Origin of the sequence: Nocardioides agariphilus (assembly GCF_015352445.1) — a bacterium.
Lineage (GTDB): Bacteria > Actinomycetota > Actinomycetes > Propionibacteriales > Nocardioidaceae > Nocardioides > Nocardioides agariphilus.
On record NZ_JADKPO010000017.1, the window covers coordinates 87,416 to 103,730 of the forward strand.

At 71.3% G+C, this 16,315-nt stretch carries 13 protein-coding genes; 5 read left to right on the forward strand and 8 right to left on the reverse strand.

The annotated features are described in order from the left end of the window. Position 1: 1 nt before the first annotated feature. Both ISU10_RS13840 and ISU10_RS13845 read left to right on the forward strand, forming a co-directional pair. On the forward strand, positions 2 to 1,243 hold the full coding sequence (locus ISU10_RS13840; protein WP_194696992.1) for a glycosyltransferase 87 family protein: 1,242 nt from the start codon (positions 2 to 4) through the stop codon (positions 1,241 to 1,243). Next, positions 1,240 to 2,427 (forward strand): glycosyltransferase, encoded by a 1,188-nt coding sequence (locus ISU10_RS13845; RefSeq protein ID WP_194696993.1) that lies wholly within the window; start codon positions 1,240 to 1,242, stop codon positions 2,425 to 2,427. Before ISU10_RS13840 ends, ISU10_RS13845 begins: the two co-directional genes overlap by 4 nt. Before the next feature lie 15 nt (positions 2,428 to 2,442). On the opposite strand, the gene ISU10_RS13850 is transcribed toward ISU10_RS13845, so the two are convergent. Genes ISU10_RS13850 through ISU10_RS13875 form a run of 6 tightly spaced genes read right to left on the reverse strand, consistent with a single transcriptional unit; the run spans position 2,443 to position 10,319 of the window. Next, positions 2,443 to 3,564 (reverse strand): glycosyltransferase, encoded by a 1,122-nt coding sequence (locus tag ISU10_RS13850; RefSeq protein ID WP_194696994.1) that lies wholly within the window; start codon positions 3,562 to 3,564, stop codon positions 2,443 to 2,445. Positions 3,565 to 3,574: 10 nt separating this feature from the next. Beyond that, positions 3,575 to 4,759, reverse strand: a complete 1,185-nt coding sequence (locus ISU10_RS13855; RefSeq protein ID WP_194696995.1) for a glycosyltransferase family 4 protein — start codon at positions 4,757 to 4,759, stop codon at positions 3,575 to 3,577. A gap of 10 nt (positions 4,760 to 4,769) precedes the next feature. After that, positions 4,770 to 5,906 carry a glycosyltransferase gene (locus ISU10_RS13860; protein ID WP_194696996.1) on the reverse strand — a complete coding sequence of 379 codons (1,137 nt, stop codon included), beginning with the start codon at positions 5,904 to 5,906 and terminating at the stop codon, positions 4,770 to 4,772. Beyond that, on the reverse strand, positions 5,903 to 6,943 hold the full coding sequence (locus ISU10_RS13865) for a glycosyltransferase family 4 protein (RefSeq protein ID WP_194696997.1): 1,041 nt from the start codon (positions 6,941 to 6,943) through the stop codon (positions 5,903 to 5,905). The genes ISU10_RS13860 and ISU10_RS13865 overlap by 4 nt, the downstream gene beginning before the upstream one ends. Further along, positions 6,940 to 8,292 (reverse strand): O-antigen ligase family protein, encoded by a 1,353-nt coding sequence (locus ISU10_RS13870; protein ID WP_194696998.1) that lies wholly within the window; start codon positions 8,290 to 8,292, stop codon positions 6,940 to 6,942. The genes ISU10_RS13865 and ISU10_RS13870 overlap by 4 nt, the downstream gene beginning before the upstream one ends. Positions 8,293 to 8,294: 2 nt before the next feature. Beyond that, a complete protein-coding gene (locus ISU10_RS13875; RefSeq protein ID WP_228500846.1) occupies positions 8,295 to 10,319 on the reverse strand; it encodes a glycosyltransferase in 2,025 nt (674 codons plus the stop codon). A 123-nt stretch (positions 10,320 to 10,442) separates the two neighbouring features. On the opposite strand from ISU10_RS13875, the gene ISU10_RS13880 reads away from it, so the two are divergent. After that, positions 10,443 to 11,900, forward strand: coding sequence for a tyrosine-protein kinase domain-containing protein (locus ISU10_RS13880; protein WP_194696999.1), 1,458 nt, complete (start codon positions 10,443 to 10,445; stop codon positions 11,898 to 11,900). Here the strand turns inward: ISU10_RS13880 and ISU10_RS13885 are convergent. Then, entirely contained in the window at positions 11,897 to 13,681 is a 1,785-nt protein-coding gene (locus ISU10_RS13885; protein ID WP_194697000.1) for a PqqD family peptide modification chaperone, read from the reverse strand. The genes ISU10_RS13880 and ISU10_RS13885 overlap by 4 nt on opposite strands. Continuing rightward, positions 13,678 to 14,247, reverse strand: a complete 570-nt coding sequence (locus tag ISU10_RS13890; protein ID WP_194697001.1) for an arsenate reductase/protein-tyrosine-phosphatase family protein — start codon at positions 14,245 to 14,247, stop codon at positions 13,678 to 13,680. Before ISU10_RS13890 ends, ISU10_RS13885 begins: the two co-directional genes overlap by 4 nt. Positions 14,248 to 14,324: 77 nt before the next feature. On the opposite strand from ISU10_RS13890, the gene ISU10_RS13895 reads away from it, so the two are divergent. Continuing rightward, the gene (locus ISU10_RS13895; RefSeq protein ID WP_194697002.1) at positions 14,325 to 15,191 is read left to right on the forward strand and encodes an SDR family NAD(P)-dependent oxidoreductase; all 867 of its coding nucleotides are present in this window, start codon (positions 14,325 to 14,327) and stop codon (positions 15,189 to 15,191) included. Positions 15,192 to 15,203: 12 nt separating this feature from the next. After that, entirely contained in the window at positions 15,204 to 16,034 is an 831-nt protein-coding gene (locus tag ISU10_RS13900; protein ID WP_194697003.1) for a beta-keto acid cleavage family enzyme, read from the forward strand. Positions 16,035 to 16,315 lie beyond the last annotated feature (281 nt).

Below are 16,315 nucleotides of genomic sequence, written 5' to 3' on the forward strand. Positions count from 1 at the left end.
GGTGGCGGTGGGGGAGTTGCCGGGGCGCACGCCTGAGGGCCTGGTGGCGAGCGTGAGGTGGCAGCGCCGTTGGCTCGGCGCGCTGGGCATCCTCGTGGTGGCGCTCGGTGCCGCCTACATCGCCGCCATGCCGGCGGGCCTGCCCTACGACGAGCCGTCGCACTGGTTCAACGTGCAGTTCTATCTCGACCACCACCGGATGCCCGTGGTCGGCGAGGCCGGGGTGACCTACGAGGCTCAGATGGGTCCGGTCGCCTACGTGCTCGCTGCCCTGGTCGCCGCCCCGTTCGGCTCGGCCGAGACGGGCTTCTACGCCGCGCGCGTTCTGGGCCTCCTGCAGCTCGTGGCGCTGGTGGCGGTCGTGTGGCGGCTGACACGCAAGGCGATGCCCGAGCATCCCCGGGCGGCGCTGCTCGCCGCGGCCGTCGCGGGGTTGAACCCGATGTTGCTGGCCATGGCGACCTCCGTGCAGAACGACGTCTTGACCATCCTCCTGGCCGGTGTCGCCCTCGACCTCGCCGTCACGCGGCGTCCCTGGAGCCACGCGCAGTCCGTCCTCCTGGGTGTCCTCACCGGCCTGGCCCTGCTGACGAAGGTCTCGGCCTGGCCGGTCGCTGCGGTTCTCGTCGTGTGGCTGCTATGGAAACGCAGCGGTGCGGCCACCGCCCTCTACCTGGCTGCAGTCCTGGCCGTCAGCGGCTGGTGGTTCGTGCGCAACCTCCAGCTCTACGGTGACCTCACCGGAAAGGCCGGTGTCGACGCGGCGGGCTACGACTTCCCGCCCCTGGGCTTCCGGCCGACCGAGCTGGCGCGCGAGACCGTCACCACGCTGTGGCTGCCCGTCGAGTACGTCCGCAACGTCGTCGCGGCCCCTCTGGCCGTCGAGGGGCTGGTCGTCCTCCTCACCGCGGTCGGGGTGGTCGGGCTGGCCATCGTGTCCCGGCGGCTGGCCGACACCCGATTCCTGCTGGCCGTGGTCGCTGCGGTGGCGGTCCTGGGCTGGCTCGTCGTCACGACGACCATGCAGGTCGTATCGTTCCGGATCGCCTTCACGGCACTGTTCGCCTGGTTCGCGGGGTTCGGTGCGCTCGCGACGGTGAGGTGGTGGAGGCTGGTGGCCGTGGTGTTGGTCGTCGCGCTCGTCGCCATCAACGTGTGGTTCCTCGCCGAGCTGGTGTCACTCGAGGATCCAGGCCTGCTGCCCCTGGCCGCAGTGCGGCAGGCCGGGGACCCGATGCGATGACGCGCGTCGTCTTCCTCACCCACTCCGGGGCTGACTCCGGCGCCGAGCAGAGCATCGTCGGCTACCTGAGCCGCTGGCCGGAGGCCTCTTCCCGGCCGTTGATGGTGCTCGGCGAGCACGGGGCACTCGAGGAGCGCGCCCGCTCGCTGGGAGTCGACCACGTCGTCGAGGCACTCGACTCCGCGGCGAGCGGGACCCGCCGCGAGGAGCGTCGGATCGGCAGGATCCTCGGCGCGGCGACGGGCTTGGTGCGTCACTCGTCCAAGGCCCGCCGGGTGCTGCGGGAGCGCTCGGCCGACGTGGTGGTGGCGATCGGCTTCAAGTCGCTGGTGTTCGGGTGGCTGGCTGCTCGGCGCGCGCGCGCCACGATCGTCTGGAGTCTCCACGACCGGGTGCACCACGAGTACTTCGCCTGGTTCATGGTGCCCGTACTCCGCTACCTCGCGCCGCGGCTGGTCGACGGGCTCCTGGTCAACAGCAGCTCCACGCTGGCCACCGTCCGTCCGGGACGCACTCCCGTCCTGGTGGCCACGCCGGGCATCCGCCTCGACCCGCGCCCCTTCGACGGCCCCCACGACGAGGTCCGCCGGGTGGTGATGATCGGACGGCTGTCGCCCTGGAAGGGCCAGGACCTGTTCCTCCGGGCGTTCGCCGACACCTTCGGACAGACCGTCGGGAGCTCACCGGCCCACGCCTACGTCGTGGGCGACGCGCTCTTCGGCGAGGACGCCTACGCTGCGGGGCTTCGCGACCTGGCCGAGCAGCTCGGCATCGCCGATCGCGTCCACTTCACCGGTCACGTGCGCGACCCGTGGGAGCAGCTGGTCGAGGCTGACGTGCTGGTGCACTGCTCGCGCATCCCCGAGCCGTTCGGTCAGGTAGTGGTCCAAGGGCTCTGGGCTCGTTGCGCGGTGGTGGCCGCCAAGCCCGGCGGGCCGGCCGAGGTCATCACCGATGGCGTCGACGGTCTGCTCGTACCCTGCGGCGACGAGGCCGCACTGGCCCGGGCGCTGCAGCGTCTGCGCGACGACGCCGGCCTGAGGTGCAGGCTCGCCGAGCGCGGTCGCGAGACCGCCGCGCCTTACGACGTCTCCCACACGGCGCCGCAGCTCGCAGCCTGGCTCGCCGACCTCCATGCCGGTCGCCTGAAGCCTCGCAGCGTCGCCGACGTGCGCCAGCGGTGACCCGAGCCTGGCCACTCAACGACCGGAGGCTTGACTCCGCTCGACCCAACGGCGCAACGGCTCGGTCGTGGCGTCCCACGCGCGCTCGACCAGGGCCTCGGACCGGCGCCGGCGAGACGCCGCGAAGAAGCCGTCCGGCTCCCGGAGCACCTCCGCGATCCTGCCGGCCCACTGTGTCGGGTCGTCGCTGACCAGCAGTCCTGGCGACGTACTTCCGTCAGCTGCATCGCCCGTCGCCAGCAGGGGTACGCCCGTGACGACGCCTTCGGCGAACTTCACGGGGGCTCCGACGCCCACCTTCACCGGCATCGCCACCAGCCAGGCGTCGGACAGGAACATCGAGAGGTCGCCAACGCGGCCTACGAAGTGAACTCCGTCCGTCTCCGCCAGCCCTTGGGTCCCGCGGCCGGCGACCTCGACGCGTACGTCCGTCGACGAGACGAGGGGCACGACCTCATCGAGGAACCACCGGAGTCCGTTGTGGTTGGGCTCCCAGTCCCAGTTGCCGAACAGCTTCATCACGGGACGCTCTGCGGGTTGCGGCTCCGCCTGCCACTCGCCCGGCTCGATCCCGTGGGGCACCACGACGGAGTCGCTGCCGGTGCTTCTCATCAGGGCGTCATGCTCACGGGCCGAGCAGACGGACACGGCGTCGCGCCGGGCGTCAAGCTCGCGCAGGACTGCGATCTCGTGCTGTCGCCATTGCTCGGCTGATGCTGCCTGGCCCTGGGCGGCGTACCACGCGCTGAACACGTTGTGGAGGTCGAGCAGCCGCGGACCTACTGGTCGCAGCCCCCGGCCTGTCAGGTGCAGCCACGACTCGATGTGGGCGATCACCGTGCAGTCGGCCGGTACGTCGAGCACGGCGGCCGCCCGGGCCGACCGCCCGCCCACCGCACGGCCTGTCCATTGCCCGGGCAGGCGTCCGGCCCAGTGGGCCCAGCGCCCCGGTCGGGGCAGCCGTCGGGTGGGCGCGATAGCACTGATGCTGCTGTCGTCCTGCTCCCCGTCGAGGGTGACGACGGTGACGTCGTGGCCGGCCTCGACCAGGCTGCGGATCTGGAAGTACTGGCGACGCTGCCCACCTTGGCCGCCGATGTCGGGCGTCTCGTTGCTGTACCAGAGCACCGACGACATGGCGGCCAACCTACCGGGACGGCGCGGCCCAGCGCGGTCTGCGCATGCGGGTCAGACGGCCCACGAGCGGGCGTGCGCTCGGTCGGAATCTCGGTCTCCACGACGGCAGTGCGGCGTAGATCTCCTCCCACGTGCGGGCGCCGTCGCTGTGATCGGGGATCCAGTCGGTCTCGGTCTCCTGCGGCTGGGTCAGGGCCTCCCGGACTCGCTCGGCCAGGGACTCCCGCGGACCGACGAGGGCGCCGCGGCGCTGCGCCATCGACCGCGGGATCACACCCGTGACCCCCACCAGCTGGACGCCCGAGCTGAGCGCCTCGAGCGCCGAGATCGGCATGCCCTCCGCGTAGGACGGCATCACCATGGCCGTCCAGACCTTCATGCGGGCGGACACCTGCTCGGGCGAGAGCTCTCCGAGGACGTCGACAGGCAACCCGGCGAACGCCTCGTCGACCCGACGCGCGACAGCTTCGTCAGTGGGGCTGCCCACGAGCTCGAGCCGCACGTCGAGGTCGGCCAGCGCTCGCAGGATGTCGGGGAGCTCGAAGATCCCCTTCCCCGGGTCGATCCGGCCGAGGCATCCCACGACCTGCTCCCTGCCCTGCTCCCTGCCCTGCTCCCTGCCCAGTCCCAGGTCGGCTGACCGGCCGGGGGGACCGAACAACGTCCGGTCGATGCTCGGTACCACCTGTCGCACCCTGCTGTCGGGCACGCCCATGGCGCGCATCTCGTCGCGGGCGTCGTCGTTGAGGACGACCGAGTAGTCGGCGGCCTCGTGCACGGGCAGGCTGCTCGCGCCGCGGCCGTGCATGACGTAGACGCAGCGCGCGTGGTGGGCGTATCGCATGGTCAGCCGGCCGGCGGCGTAGCCCTCCTGGTGTACGACAACCACGTCGTCGGGGCCGGTACGCCGCAACGCTCGTCCGAGCGAGAGGGCCCAGTCGTCACCCCAGGCATGGCGTCGGGCGTTGGAGTAGAGGGTGCGGTGGACGACCAGCCGCAGCGGAGTCTGGGGCCTGTCGTGCAGCACGTCGGATCGCGAAGCGATCACGTGCACGATGCTCCGGGACGCCTGGGTGGTGCGGGCGACGGCTGCGAGCGGCCAGCGCTGGAGCTGTCCGCGCCACCATTGGTCGAGGGACACGCCCAGGTGCTCAGGGTCATACGGAAATACGTGGTGGATCGCCGAGTCGCCCATGGGGATCAGGCTACTGATCGGGCCGCGGCGGCGTCGGGAGCTCGTCGATCACCCTGCGCATCGCGCTGGCCCGGTCGTCCCAGGATGGCACCGCGGGCTCGTCAGACCCGGGCATGGCCGGCGGCCGTGACAGCACCTCTCGCACGCGGTCAGCAAGCTCGGTGGCGGGCACCACGCTCACCAGTGCGCGGTCGAGCTCGCGGAAGCCGGCCACAGGGGTGCTCACGATGGGTCGCCCGGCCGCGAGGTACTCATAGACCTTGATCGGGTCCAGGCTGTCGGTGAAGGCGTTGACGACGTGGGGCACCACCAGCACATCGGCGTGCTTGAGGTAGGCGGGGACCTGCGCGTGCTCGCGCGGCCCGAGCAGGTGCGCACCGGCGTCGATGAGGAGTTGCCGGTCGCGCTCGTCGAGGGCGACCGGACCCACGAAGGTCAGGACCGCCGTGCCCGTCAGCGACCGGGCGAGCTCCTCGCTGAGGCGGACGTCGAGCCGGTCGCGGTGCAGCGTTCCGACGTACACCACGGTCCTGCCCGTCGGCAGGTCGGCCGGGCGCGGGAGGTCGCCGCGGTAGGCGTCGACGTCGACGGCGTTGGGGACCAGCGTCGTGCGCTTGCCGTGCTTGGTCTCCAGGAGCCGGGGGGAGCAGACCACCACGTGCTCGCAGTGATCGAGCAGGTAGCTCTCGGCGGCCACGAGCCGGGCCTTCACCGCGTCGGGGCGTTGTGCCTGGAGCCAGTCGTCGGTGATGTCGTAGAGCGCGGGCCACCCGCTGCGCCGCAACAGGTCAGCGGCCAGCGGGTCGTTGAGCCAGAGCACGGGGCTGGTCATGCCGAGGCGCCGCGCGGACCGCAGGACCGCGTCGGCCAGGCGGCCGTCTGCGCGTCCGTCCACCCTGCGTGGCAGCCACTTGGTCGGCTCGAACAGGTGCAGGCGACCTTCGGCGCCAGGCAGGTGCTCGGCCCGCAGGCCGCGTCCGCGACGCAGGCCGGTGCCACGCCGCAAACCGTGCAGCACGTCGACAGGAGGCTCGACGAACAGCACCCTCAGGCCGGGGTCGAGCGCGAGCAGTCTCGAGACCAGGTGCTGGTTGCGCCGCCAGACGCCGTCCCAGGCCTCCAGGGACACCACGACGAGGTCGCTCACAGCACACCCTCGTAGACGGCCTGAGTGCGGCGGGCCTGCTCGTCGACCGTGAACTGCTCGCGTTGCACGGCTTGGAGTCGGGCGCCGTAGTCGTCGCGGAGGTCTGGTGAGCCGGCGAGCTCGGCGAGCTGCCGACCGCCGTCCTCGGCGTCGCCGGGTCGGAACAGGAACGCGCCAGGTGTGCCGCCGACCGTCTCGAGGTGGGCGCCCGATCCGGCGGCGACGACCGGCAGGCCGCGGGCCATCGCCTCGACCACCGAGAGGCCGAACGCCTCGTCGATGCGAGGAGCCAGGAACATGCCGGCTCGGCGCATGAGGTCGAGTACGTCGGCCCGGTAGCCCAGGAAGTCGACGGTGTCTCCCACTCCGAGGTCGTCGGCGAGCTGCTCGAGCTCGGCGAGGAGGGCCCCTTGGCCGGCCACCGAGAGCCGCCAGCCCTGGGCTGCCAGGCCGGATGCTGCGAAGGCGCGGACCGCCATGTCGGTGTGCTTGTCCGGTGAGAGCCGCTGCGCGACCAGGACCACCGGCTCACGCTCGGCCGCCGGGACCCTGCCGGGGTCGCTGCGCACTCCGCTGAGCACCACCGTGCTGGCTCCGTCGACGTGCTCGGCGACGTAGTGCGAGACGGCGAGCTGGGCGTCCACCCGGCGGGCCCCGAGGCGGACGGCCGGCCTGGCGATGAGCCTGCTGCCGCGTGGTGAGGCGAAGTGGCGCGTGCTCACCACGGGCACTCCTCGAAGCCACCAGGCCAGGCCGAGGCTCACCTCGGCCGCCGTCATGTGCACGTTGACCAGGTCGGGACGACGGACGCGGCGCAAAGACCGGAGGGCGCCGGGGACGCCATGGCCGGGGAGCACCGTCACGGCGTGCCCAGCGACGGCCCGCACCCGGTCGAGGTCGCCACCGACGATCGTCACGCGGTGGCCGGCCGCCGCCTGGGCGGCCGCGAGCTCACTGACGTGCCGCTCGACGCCCGCGAAGGAGCTCGTGCAGCACACGTGCACCAGGTCGAGGCCTGGAGGTGGCGCTGGGCTCACGCGACCGTCTTCTCCAGCTCGGCGGCGTTCGCCTGCTCTGTGAGCCAACCCTCGCCCGTGGGCTGCTCGGCCAGCTCACGGCCGTGGGCGCCCAGGCAGATGCCGGCGATGAGGAACGGCACGGAGGTCTGCACGGCCACCCAGAACAGGTCGAGCTGGCCCTGGACGAACCGGCTCAGCACGACGGTGAACGCGATCAGGCCGTACTTCGGGTCCATCCGCCACAGCACCGCCAGGCTCCCGAACATCAAGACCACGAACCCCGCGAGGCCGACGATCCCGGCAGCACTCAGCGTCTCGAGCAGGGCGTTGGGCGGCTGGAAGGCGACCTCGAAGCGGTCGGTGTACCACCAGCGCAGCCCGACGCCGAACAACGGGTCGGTCTCCCAGATGCGCATCGACTCGTTGAACCAGTCGATGCGCTGGAAGAAGGAGTTGTGCTCGTCGCCGGAGGCGATCTGGTTGCGCACCATCACCAGCACGAACCCGGTGGCGCCGAGCACGGCTAGCAAGATGACCTTCGAGCGGCGCTCGCGACCCTTGTCGTGGGTGCGCATCACGATCACGATCAGGGCTGCGGCCAGGCCGGCCATCGCCTGGCGCGACTGGGTGACGCCCAGGCCCGCCAAGCAGATCCAGAAGCACGCATAGGCGAACCACGGGCTCCAGCGCAGCCATGACGGCCGCACGTAGGCGATCGCGGCCGCGAAGCCGAGCAGGCAGCCCGCGGCGTTCTTGTGCATCGCGAAGGGCCAGCTCGGATAGACGCCGCTGAAGTTGCCTGATGCGTACTGGGTGAGTCCTTGGGCGATGGCCGCGATGCCGAGGACGCTGATCGCGACGACCAGGATGGTCAGGGCCAGCCGGGCGTGGCCCTCGCGCCCGATGCTCCAGCCGACGACCAGGGCGCCGACGATCAGCATGCCGGCGTGTACCCACTCGATGTAGTTGGCGCGGTAGGGGTTGGCGACCACCGTGAACAGCGTGGCGGCCTGGTAGGAAACGCCGATCCACACCAGGGCGCGCATGGTAGGCGTGTAGGGACGCTGGGCGAAGATCAGCGCCGGGAAGAACGCCACGAACAGCGCCGCGTCGGAGAGAGCGAGGTCGACGCCATTGGCGGCGATGCGGTAGGTCGCCAGCACGGGCACGACCATCAGCAGCGGCACGATCGCGGAGTCGACCAGGGTCAACCCGAACAGGCAGACGGCGGCCGCCAGCCCGAGCGAGACCAGTGGCTGTGTGGGGACCAGGTAGGCGATCACCCCGACGAGTGCCACGCCGGCGCAGCTCATCACCGCAAGCCCGAGGAACCTCATGATGCGCAGGAAGGTGAACGACTCCGTCATCGTCACACCTCGCTCGGAGCGCTCGCGCGCGCAGTCGGTGGGGCGGTGGGCGCCAGGGCGGCTTCGGCCTCGAGGGGTCCGGTGACGTAGAGCGTGGCGCGCGCGCGGGCCTGTCTGCCGCGCTCGCCGGGCAGCAGGGTGCCGCGCAAGGCCGAGCCGACGATGGTGGCTGTTCGGGCCAGCTGCCAGCGAGCGGGCCCGAAGTGCTTGCGCAGGTAGCGCTCCTGGGAGGCGTGGAAGTGGGTGTCGCGACGAGCGGAGTCGGAGCTGGTGGCGGCCCCGGCGTGGACGGCCCGGGCCTGAAGCACTTCGCGGTGGCGCCAGCCCAGCAGGTGGGCCCGGTAGGCCCAGTCGGTCTCCTCGGCGTAGAGGAAGAAGTCCTCGTCGAAGCCGCCGACCTGGGCCAGCGCCTCCCGGCGCAGCATCAGCACCGACCCGATCACGAAGCTGTCGGCGTCGGAGTGGGCGTTGCCGAGTACGCGGCCGAGGATGCCGGTGAGCCCGCTGGCCGCCAGGGCGGCCCGCCCGGGCGAGGGGAACGGCCAGGTGACCCGGGACGCGCGACCCTCCTCGTCGACCTGGGACGGCCCGACCGAGGCGAGCGTCGGGTCCTCGAGAAGGGCCTCGTGCAGTCGCTGGACGTCGTGGAGCTCCACGACGGCATCGGGGTTGAGCAGCAGTACGTCGGCGTCGGGGTCGAGCCTCCTCGCGAGGGCGTGGTTGACGCCAGCTCCGAATCCGGCGTTGCGGCCGGGGTCGAGGTAGCGCACGCCCAGGCGAGCACAGACCTCGGCCACGTCGGGCGAGGAGGAGTTGTCGACGACCGTGACCGGCAGCGAGCGCACCGGCTCGAGCGCAGCGGCCAGCAGGTCGGCGCGCCCGTAGGCGACCACGACCACCTCGACCCCACGACGTACGCCTGGTCCGTCGACCGCCTCGGACGGGAGTACGGCGGTGTCGTAGAGGGCGCGGTAGGCGCGCGCCACCTCGGGCCATGACGACTGCTGGGCCCGGGCCAGCCCACGCTGCGCCAGGTCGTGGCGCAGTCCGTCATCGTCGAGCAGTCCGGCCAGGGCCGATCGCAGTGCCTCCGGGTCTCCGGGAGGTACGAGCAGGCCTGCGTCTGCGACGACGTCGGGCAGCGCGCCGGTGTCGCTGGCCACCACGGGGACACCGCACGCCATCGCCTCGACGACGACGCGCCCGAACTGCTCGAGCCATCCGGGGGTGGGCAGCGACGGGACGGCGAGTACGTCGAGCGACCGGTAGAAGTCGGGCAGCGCCTCCTGGGCCAGCGAGCCGGCGAAGTCCACGCGTGCCGAGATGCCGAGTGCTTCGGCGCAGGCGCGCAGCGACGACTCGTCGGGTCCGGCGCCGGCGACCCGCAGCGTCGTGTCGTGCATCCCGGCCACTGCCTTCAGCAGGACCTCGACGCCCTTGTGCGGCGCGAGCCTTCCGACGTACCCGACGACGCGGCCGCCGGACCCGGGTCGCGGGGCGGGTGTGAACGACCGCATGTCGACGCCGAGAGGGATCAGCGTCGCGTGGCCGGGCAGGCCCTTGCGCTCGCAGATGCGTCCGGCCTCGCTGTTGCACACGCTCAGACCCGCGGCGTGACGCAGGGCCCAACGCTCGAGCCAGCGAAACGGCGGCGGATAGCGCTTGGCGATGTTCTGGGCGGAGTAGAGGACATAGGGCGCGCGCTGGCCGCGCAATCGTCGGAGCAGGAGGACCTCAGCGGTCGAGAGCGCGAACGGCTCCTCGTGGACGTCGATCACGTCGTAGGTCCCGCCCAGGGCGCGCCACAGCGGCAGCGGCGAGTAGACGAACAGCGCGGGGTGCCGACCCCAGGTCCGCAGGCCTCTCACCGGCTCGCCCGGCCGAGGCACGAGGCGCACATCGGCGCCGCCTTCGTTCCAGCGCCTGGCCGTGAGCAGGTCGACGTCGGTGCCGCCCCGACGCAGCTGGCGCTCGCGTTCGCGCCACCCGTCCACGACCGCACTGTGGAAGATCCGCAGGACGCGCATTTCCCTCACTCCCCGCGACGATGCCTCGCCCAGGCTATCGTTAAAGGGTCTGGCGGACTCGACAATCGGTCATCCGTCGCGCGCCCGACCGTTGGGCGTGGAGCTCAGATTGGGGTGTGCCGCGTGAAGCTGCGTGACTTCTTGGTGGTCTTGCGGACGCGCTGGCGCATCGTTCTCGCGTGCCTGGCCGCGGTCGTGGGGATCGCGGCCGCGCTGACCTACACCCAGACGCCCATCTACACCACGCACTCCAGCTTCTTCCTGCAGGCGACCGACCCGACGCCCGAGGAGGGCACCAGCCCGACCTACCTGGTCTCGACCGCCGACCTCAACACCTACATCGCGGTGCTGAACTCACCCACCGTGATGAAACCGCTCCGCGAGGCGGTCGGGGTGCCGGTGGGCACGCCCCTCGACGTCAGCGCGTCGGTCAACGAGGACACCGCCGGGATCCTGGAGATCACGGCCAGCGACCCAAACCCACAGCTCGCAGCTGCCATCGCCAACAAGGTGGGCGGTGTGCTGGCCGAGGTGGCGCCGCAGTTCACGGTGCTGCTCTCGGCCCAGGACCTGACGCTCGTGGCCAAGCAGATCACGCCGGCCGGTGTGCCGGGCACGCCCAGCTCGCCGCAGCCCACCCGCAACCTCGTCCTGGGCGCCCTCGCGGGCCTGCTGCTCGGCATCGGTCTCGCCTTCGTGCGGCACACGCTCGACACCAAGGTGCGCAACGAGCTCGACATCCGCGCCTTCACCAGCAAGCCGATGCTCGGCGAGCTTCCCATCGACCGCAGCAAGACCGAGGTGGTCACGCTCGAGCGAGATCCCCACGGCGGCTACGCCGAGGCCGTGCGACGCCTCCGCACCAACCTGATGTTCGTCGACGTCACGACCGGACGTCACTCCTTCATCGTCACCAGCGCCATGCCCGGAGAGGGCAAGACGACCACGACCGTCAACCTCGCCATGGCGATGGCGACCACCGGTGGACGGGTGCTGCTGATCGACGGCGACCTGCGCAACCCCTCGGTCGCCCGCACGATGGGCATCGAGGGCGGTGCCGGCCTGACGACCGTGCTGCTGGGCCAGGCCGGGGTCGACGAGGTGATCCAGCGGTGGCACGACACCAGCCTCCACGTGCTGACCGCCGGTGCGATCCCGCCCAACCCCAGCGAGCTGCTCGGCTCGGAGCCGATGCGTGAGCTGTTCGACAAGCTCGCCAACGAGTTCGACTTCATCCTCATCGACAGCCCGCCGGTCGTCCCCGTGGTCGACGCCGTGCTGCTCGACCGGTTGGCGGGCGGCACGCTGCTCGTGGTCGCCTCCCACCGCACCAAGAAGCGCGACCTGGCCAGCGCGGTCCGCCAGCTCGACACGGTCGGTGCCAAGCTCGCCGGGGTCGCGTTGAACTTCGTGCCCGTCAACGAGTCCGATGCTCGTCGCTACGGCTACTACCGCTTCACCGGCACAGCTGCGGAAGCCGCCGAGCTGGGTGCGCCACTGGCCTCGGTCAAGCCTCGTCCGGGCACGCGCGGCAAGGTGCGGGCCGACTCCAAGGGCCGCAGGGTCGCATCCAAGGGCTAGGTCCGGGCGCGTTCGACGAAGCCCTGCTCCTCGAGCTCGGCGACGAACCGCACGGTGTCCTCGGCCAGACCCGGGGCGTCGGGGAACTCCTCCTCCAGCTCCGCGATGGCAGCAGGCAGTGAGCCGGTCGCGAGCAACGCATCCCAGATCGCGGCCGCTGTCGGGCTGAGGACCTGCCGAATCCCGTTGTGCAGGTCGAGCAGCACCACCTGGTCGCGGTCGTGACAGGCGGCGACGTGATCCGCGCGGCGATAGCCCGTCGTCACCGGCGGGCTTGTGGCAGCCGGCACCGTTGCGGTCGCGTCGTCCATGGCCACGCGCCACAGTCGGGTCACCTCGTCGGCCGCTCGCCCGTCGTCGGAGTAGGCCAGCCGGTACGCCGGGACTCGGCGGACCAGTCGAGCCAGCACGGCCTCCGGACCACCCTCGACGTCGCCGAGGTCGGTGGAGTGAACGGTCACGAAGTCGGCCACCTCGGCTGCCGAGAGCCGGGTCGCATCAAGGCTGACGTCGGGGCCGGCTCGCTGCTCGTCGTACTCCGCGACGACGAGCAGCCGGACCTCTCGAGGCGCCTGACCGGGCCTGTCGGCCAGCACCTCCAGGTTCTCCGGGTCGATCTCGGTCGCCACGTCCGTCACTGGAGCCCAGCCTCGCTGCACCAACGCTGCGTCGAGCTCCCCGGAGACCAGGGCGACCGAGCCGTCAGGGCGCGCCAGCGAGGCAAGGCTGAGCACCAGGTTCGACGTACCCGTGGGTTGACCCATCTCCTGGGCAGGCAGGCTCGACGGAAGGGGAGGTGGGGGCTCGTGCGGTGCGGGCCGCGGGTCGGTGGGCATCGGCGTCGACGTGGCCGTCGGGCGGCCGTGCCTCATCGCCAGCAGCTCACGGGCACCTTGTCGATAGCGGTGGAGGTAGGCGCGAGCCATCCGCCACGGGCTGCCCGCCGCTGAGGGCTCGCGCATCCGGATGACGGCGGGGGACGGGACCACCCAGCCGGCCAGCATCTTGACCTTCTTCCAGGTGCCGAACGTGCGCAGCTCCTGGATGCGCACCGCGGTGCGGCTCGATCCCTCGGCCCGCAGCCGGACCGCGGACGACACGCGTACGTCGGACAGGGAGGTACGTGCGACCACCTCACGGCCGATCTCCTCGAGCTCCAGGCCGGCGCGCATGGCCTCGAGCGCCTCCACCCGCCCGGCCAGCGCGATGGTCCGCGCCCAGTCGGCGTCGGTGGCGCCGGCGAGCAACCGCCGCAGGTCTCGGGGTGCCTTGTCGCCCTGCGGGTCGCGCGCGGCATTGAGGACGGCGATCAGCCGGCGCGTGGCGAGGTCGGGGAACCAGACCTCGAGCTCGGCCAGCCGGTAGGGCTCGCGCCGGCGCCAGAGCTCCGCGAACACCCTCTCGGGGTCGCCTTCGATGCCCAAGAACCGATGGTGGATGTCGACCTCGGCCGCCACCTTGCGCGCGGCGTCGCCATGGGGGTCGAACTTGAGGGTGAGCGCGTGGTCCTCGCTGGTCCACCAGCGCATCCCGGGGTCGCGGTAGGAGAACTCGGCAGCGAGGAGGATCTCGATCGCAGCGTTCATCCGGCTCGGCGGCACCAGGATGTCGACGTCGCCCCAGGACCGCTCCCCAGGCTCATAGAGCCAGGTGGCGACCGTGGGGCCCTTGATGTGCAGGCACGGGATCCCGGCTGCGCCGAGTCGTGCGCCGACCTCGGCGTGCAGCAACTCGCTCCAGGCGCGCGACGAGACGGCGTTGACGGTGCCGGCCTCGCTCACCCCGCCGCTCCGCGCAGGAAGTCGGCCACGACCGACGTGGCGAGGTCGGCCACCTCCGCCGCGGTGCGGTGGACCTCGACCGAGCGCCCGATCGGGTCGGGGATGTCGAGTGCCTCACCCCGCCCGCTCACGGTGCTTCGCCAGTCGGACGCGCGGATGACGACAGCGCGACGGTCGTCGTCGGGTTGCTCTGCTCGGTCGGCCCAGGGTCGCTCGTCGAGGAGCACGGCCATCTCCAGGAGGGTGAAGGTCCGCTTCAGCGCAGCAGGTGCCATGCCCACGACCAAGGAGCGCTGGGCCCGGGTCGCGGTCAGCACGAGGTCAGCTGCTCGAGCCAGCTCAGCGGTGAGCTGCCTGGCTGCGAAGTCGCCGGGGTCGCCTCCGAGCCGGGTGAGCTCAGCGGCGGCCATCGGGTCCATCGGGTTCCCGACGCTCGCGTTGGTGCCCGCACTGCTCACGTGCACGTCTGGTGCGTCGGCCAGCCGCAAGCGCAACAGCCGCTCCGCCAAGGGGGAGCGGCACAGGTTGCCCTCGCACACGACAAGGACGTCGTAGGTCGCGCTCATCGCGCCGTAGTCTGCCAGCCTCGGGGTCGGCAAACGCGATCCAGCGCTGTCGGTGGCGTCGGTGATGCTGTGGTCCCATGAGTGAGAACAAGACCCTGACCGACACCGTGGCGCTGGTCTCCGGCGCGTCGCGCGGGCTCGGGCGGGCAGTGGCCCGCGAGCTCGCGGCCGCAGGCGCCCAGGTGATCGCGACCGGCCGCAGCCGGCGCGGCTCGGCGACCCAGACCGCCGTCGACGACCTGACCCTCGACCGGACGGTCGAGATGATCGAGGAGGCCGGCGGGTCGGCCGAGGCGGTGACGTGCGATCACACCGACCCCGCCGCCGTACGCCGACTGGTCGATGACGTGCTGGCTCGGCACGGCCGCATCGACGTGCTGGTCAACAACGCCTGGGGAGGCCACGACCACCACGACGAGGCCAGTGAGGATCCCGCCAGTGAGGATCCCAGCGGTGAGGAGGTGTGGGACGAGCCGATGACGCAGTTTCGCGACATGCTGCTTGCCGGCGCCTACTCCGACTTCGTGACCGACATGACGGTGCTCAAGCACGCGATGGGTCCGGCCGGCCGCGGCACGATCATCACCACGACCTGGCACACTCCCGAGCCGCCGGCCTGGGTGCCCTACGAGTCGAGCAAGGCCGCGAAGAACCGGCTGGTCTACGCCCTGGGCCACCACCTGCGCGACAAGGGCATCGCCTGCGTCGCGGTGGCACCCGGCTGGATGCGCACCGAGCTGATGGAGGTCCACCACGATCCGCGAGAGCTCGACGGGCGCACCGAGACGCCGCACTACGCCGCGCGAGCCGTGGTCGCTCTGGCCGCCGACCCGGATGCGATCCGCTTCACCGGTCGCACCATGGACGTCGCCGTGCTCGCCCGCGACTACGGCTTCACCGATCTCGACGGCACCCAGCCTGACCTCAACGCGGGTCGCTTCTGACACGATGCCGCCGTGAACCAACCGCTCCTCATCACCGTTGCGCCCACCGGAGCCGAGACCGCCAAGGCCGACTGCCCACAGCTGCCGACGACGCTCGAGGAGCTCGTCGCCACGGCCGTGGCCTGCGAGGCGGCCGGCGCCGCCATGATCCACGTCCACATCCGCGACGGCGAGCACCGACCGACCCTCGACGGTCAGCGGCTCAAGGACACCGTCGCCGCGCTGCGCGCATCGACCTCGCTCGTCGTCCAGCTCTCCACCGGTGGCTCGGTGCACGACCCGCTGGACCTCCGTCTCAAGGTCCTCGACGCCGAGCCCGACTCGTGCAGCCTGACCATGGGCACCACCAACTTCGGCGATGACGTCTTCTCCAACCCGTGGCCGTTCGTCACCGAGCTCTACCAGCTCAGTCAGGAGCGCGAGGTGGTGCCGGAGTTCGAGCTGTTCGACCTCGGCCAGGTGCACGCGCTGACGCGGCTGCTGGACACCTACGGTCCGCCCTACGGTGGCAAGGTCCACTGCGACCTGGTGATGGGCGTGCCCGGCGGCATGAACGGCACGACCGACGCACTCGTGGCCGCCGTTCGCGACCTGCCCCCGTCGGTCACCTCGTGGTCGGCCACCGGCATCGGGCGTTCGACGCTGGCGGTGATGTACGCCAGCCTCTCCAAGGGTGGTCACCTGAGGGTCGGCATGGAGGACGTGCTGACCATCAGCAAGGGAGTCCCCGTCGAGTCCAACGCCCAGCTCGTCGAGCGTGCGGTGGCCGTGGGCCGCCTGGCCCAGCGCACCCCGATGACCACCACCGAGGCGCGCGAGCTGCTCGGCGTGAAGGCGCGCTAGCCGCTGCGCCGCTGGTTGAGGAGGGCGCGCTAGCGCCCGTCTCGAAACCTGTCTCCGTTGGTTGAGGAGGGCGCGCTAGCGCCCTCACTCGTTACCCGGTGACTGCCAGGACAGGAGTCGGGAAATTGGTGGGCCCAGCATGTGAGAAACCCCAGCAAAACAAGGGGTTCTGAGCCGATCAATGAGTTCCTAAGGAACTTCAAGCCACCTCGACAGTGATTTGGGTGGTGTCTACGGTGGTGGTGGCGGGCCGGGATGTTGGAGCGCTCAGCGACTTCTGT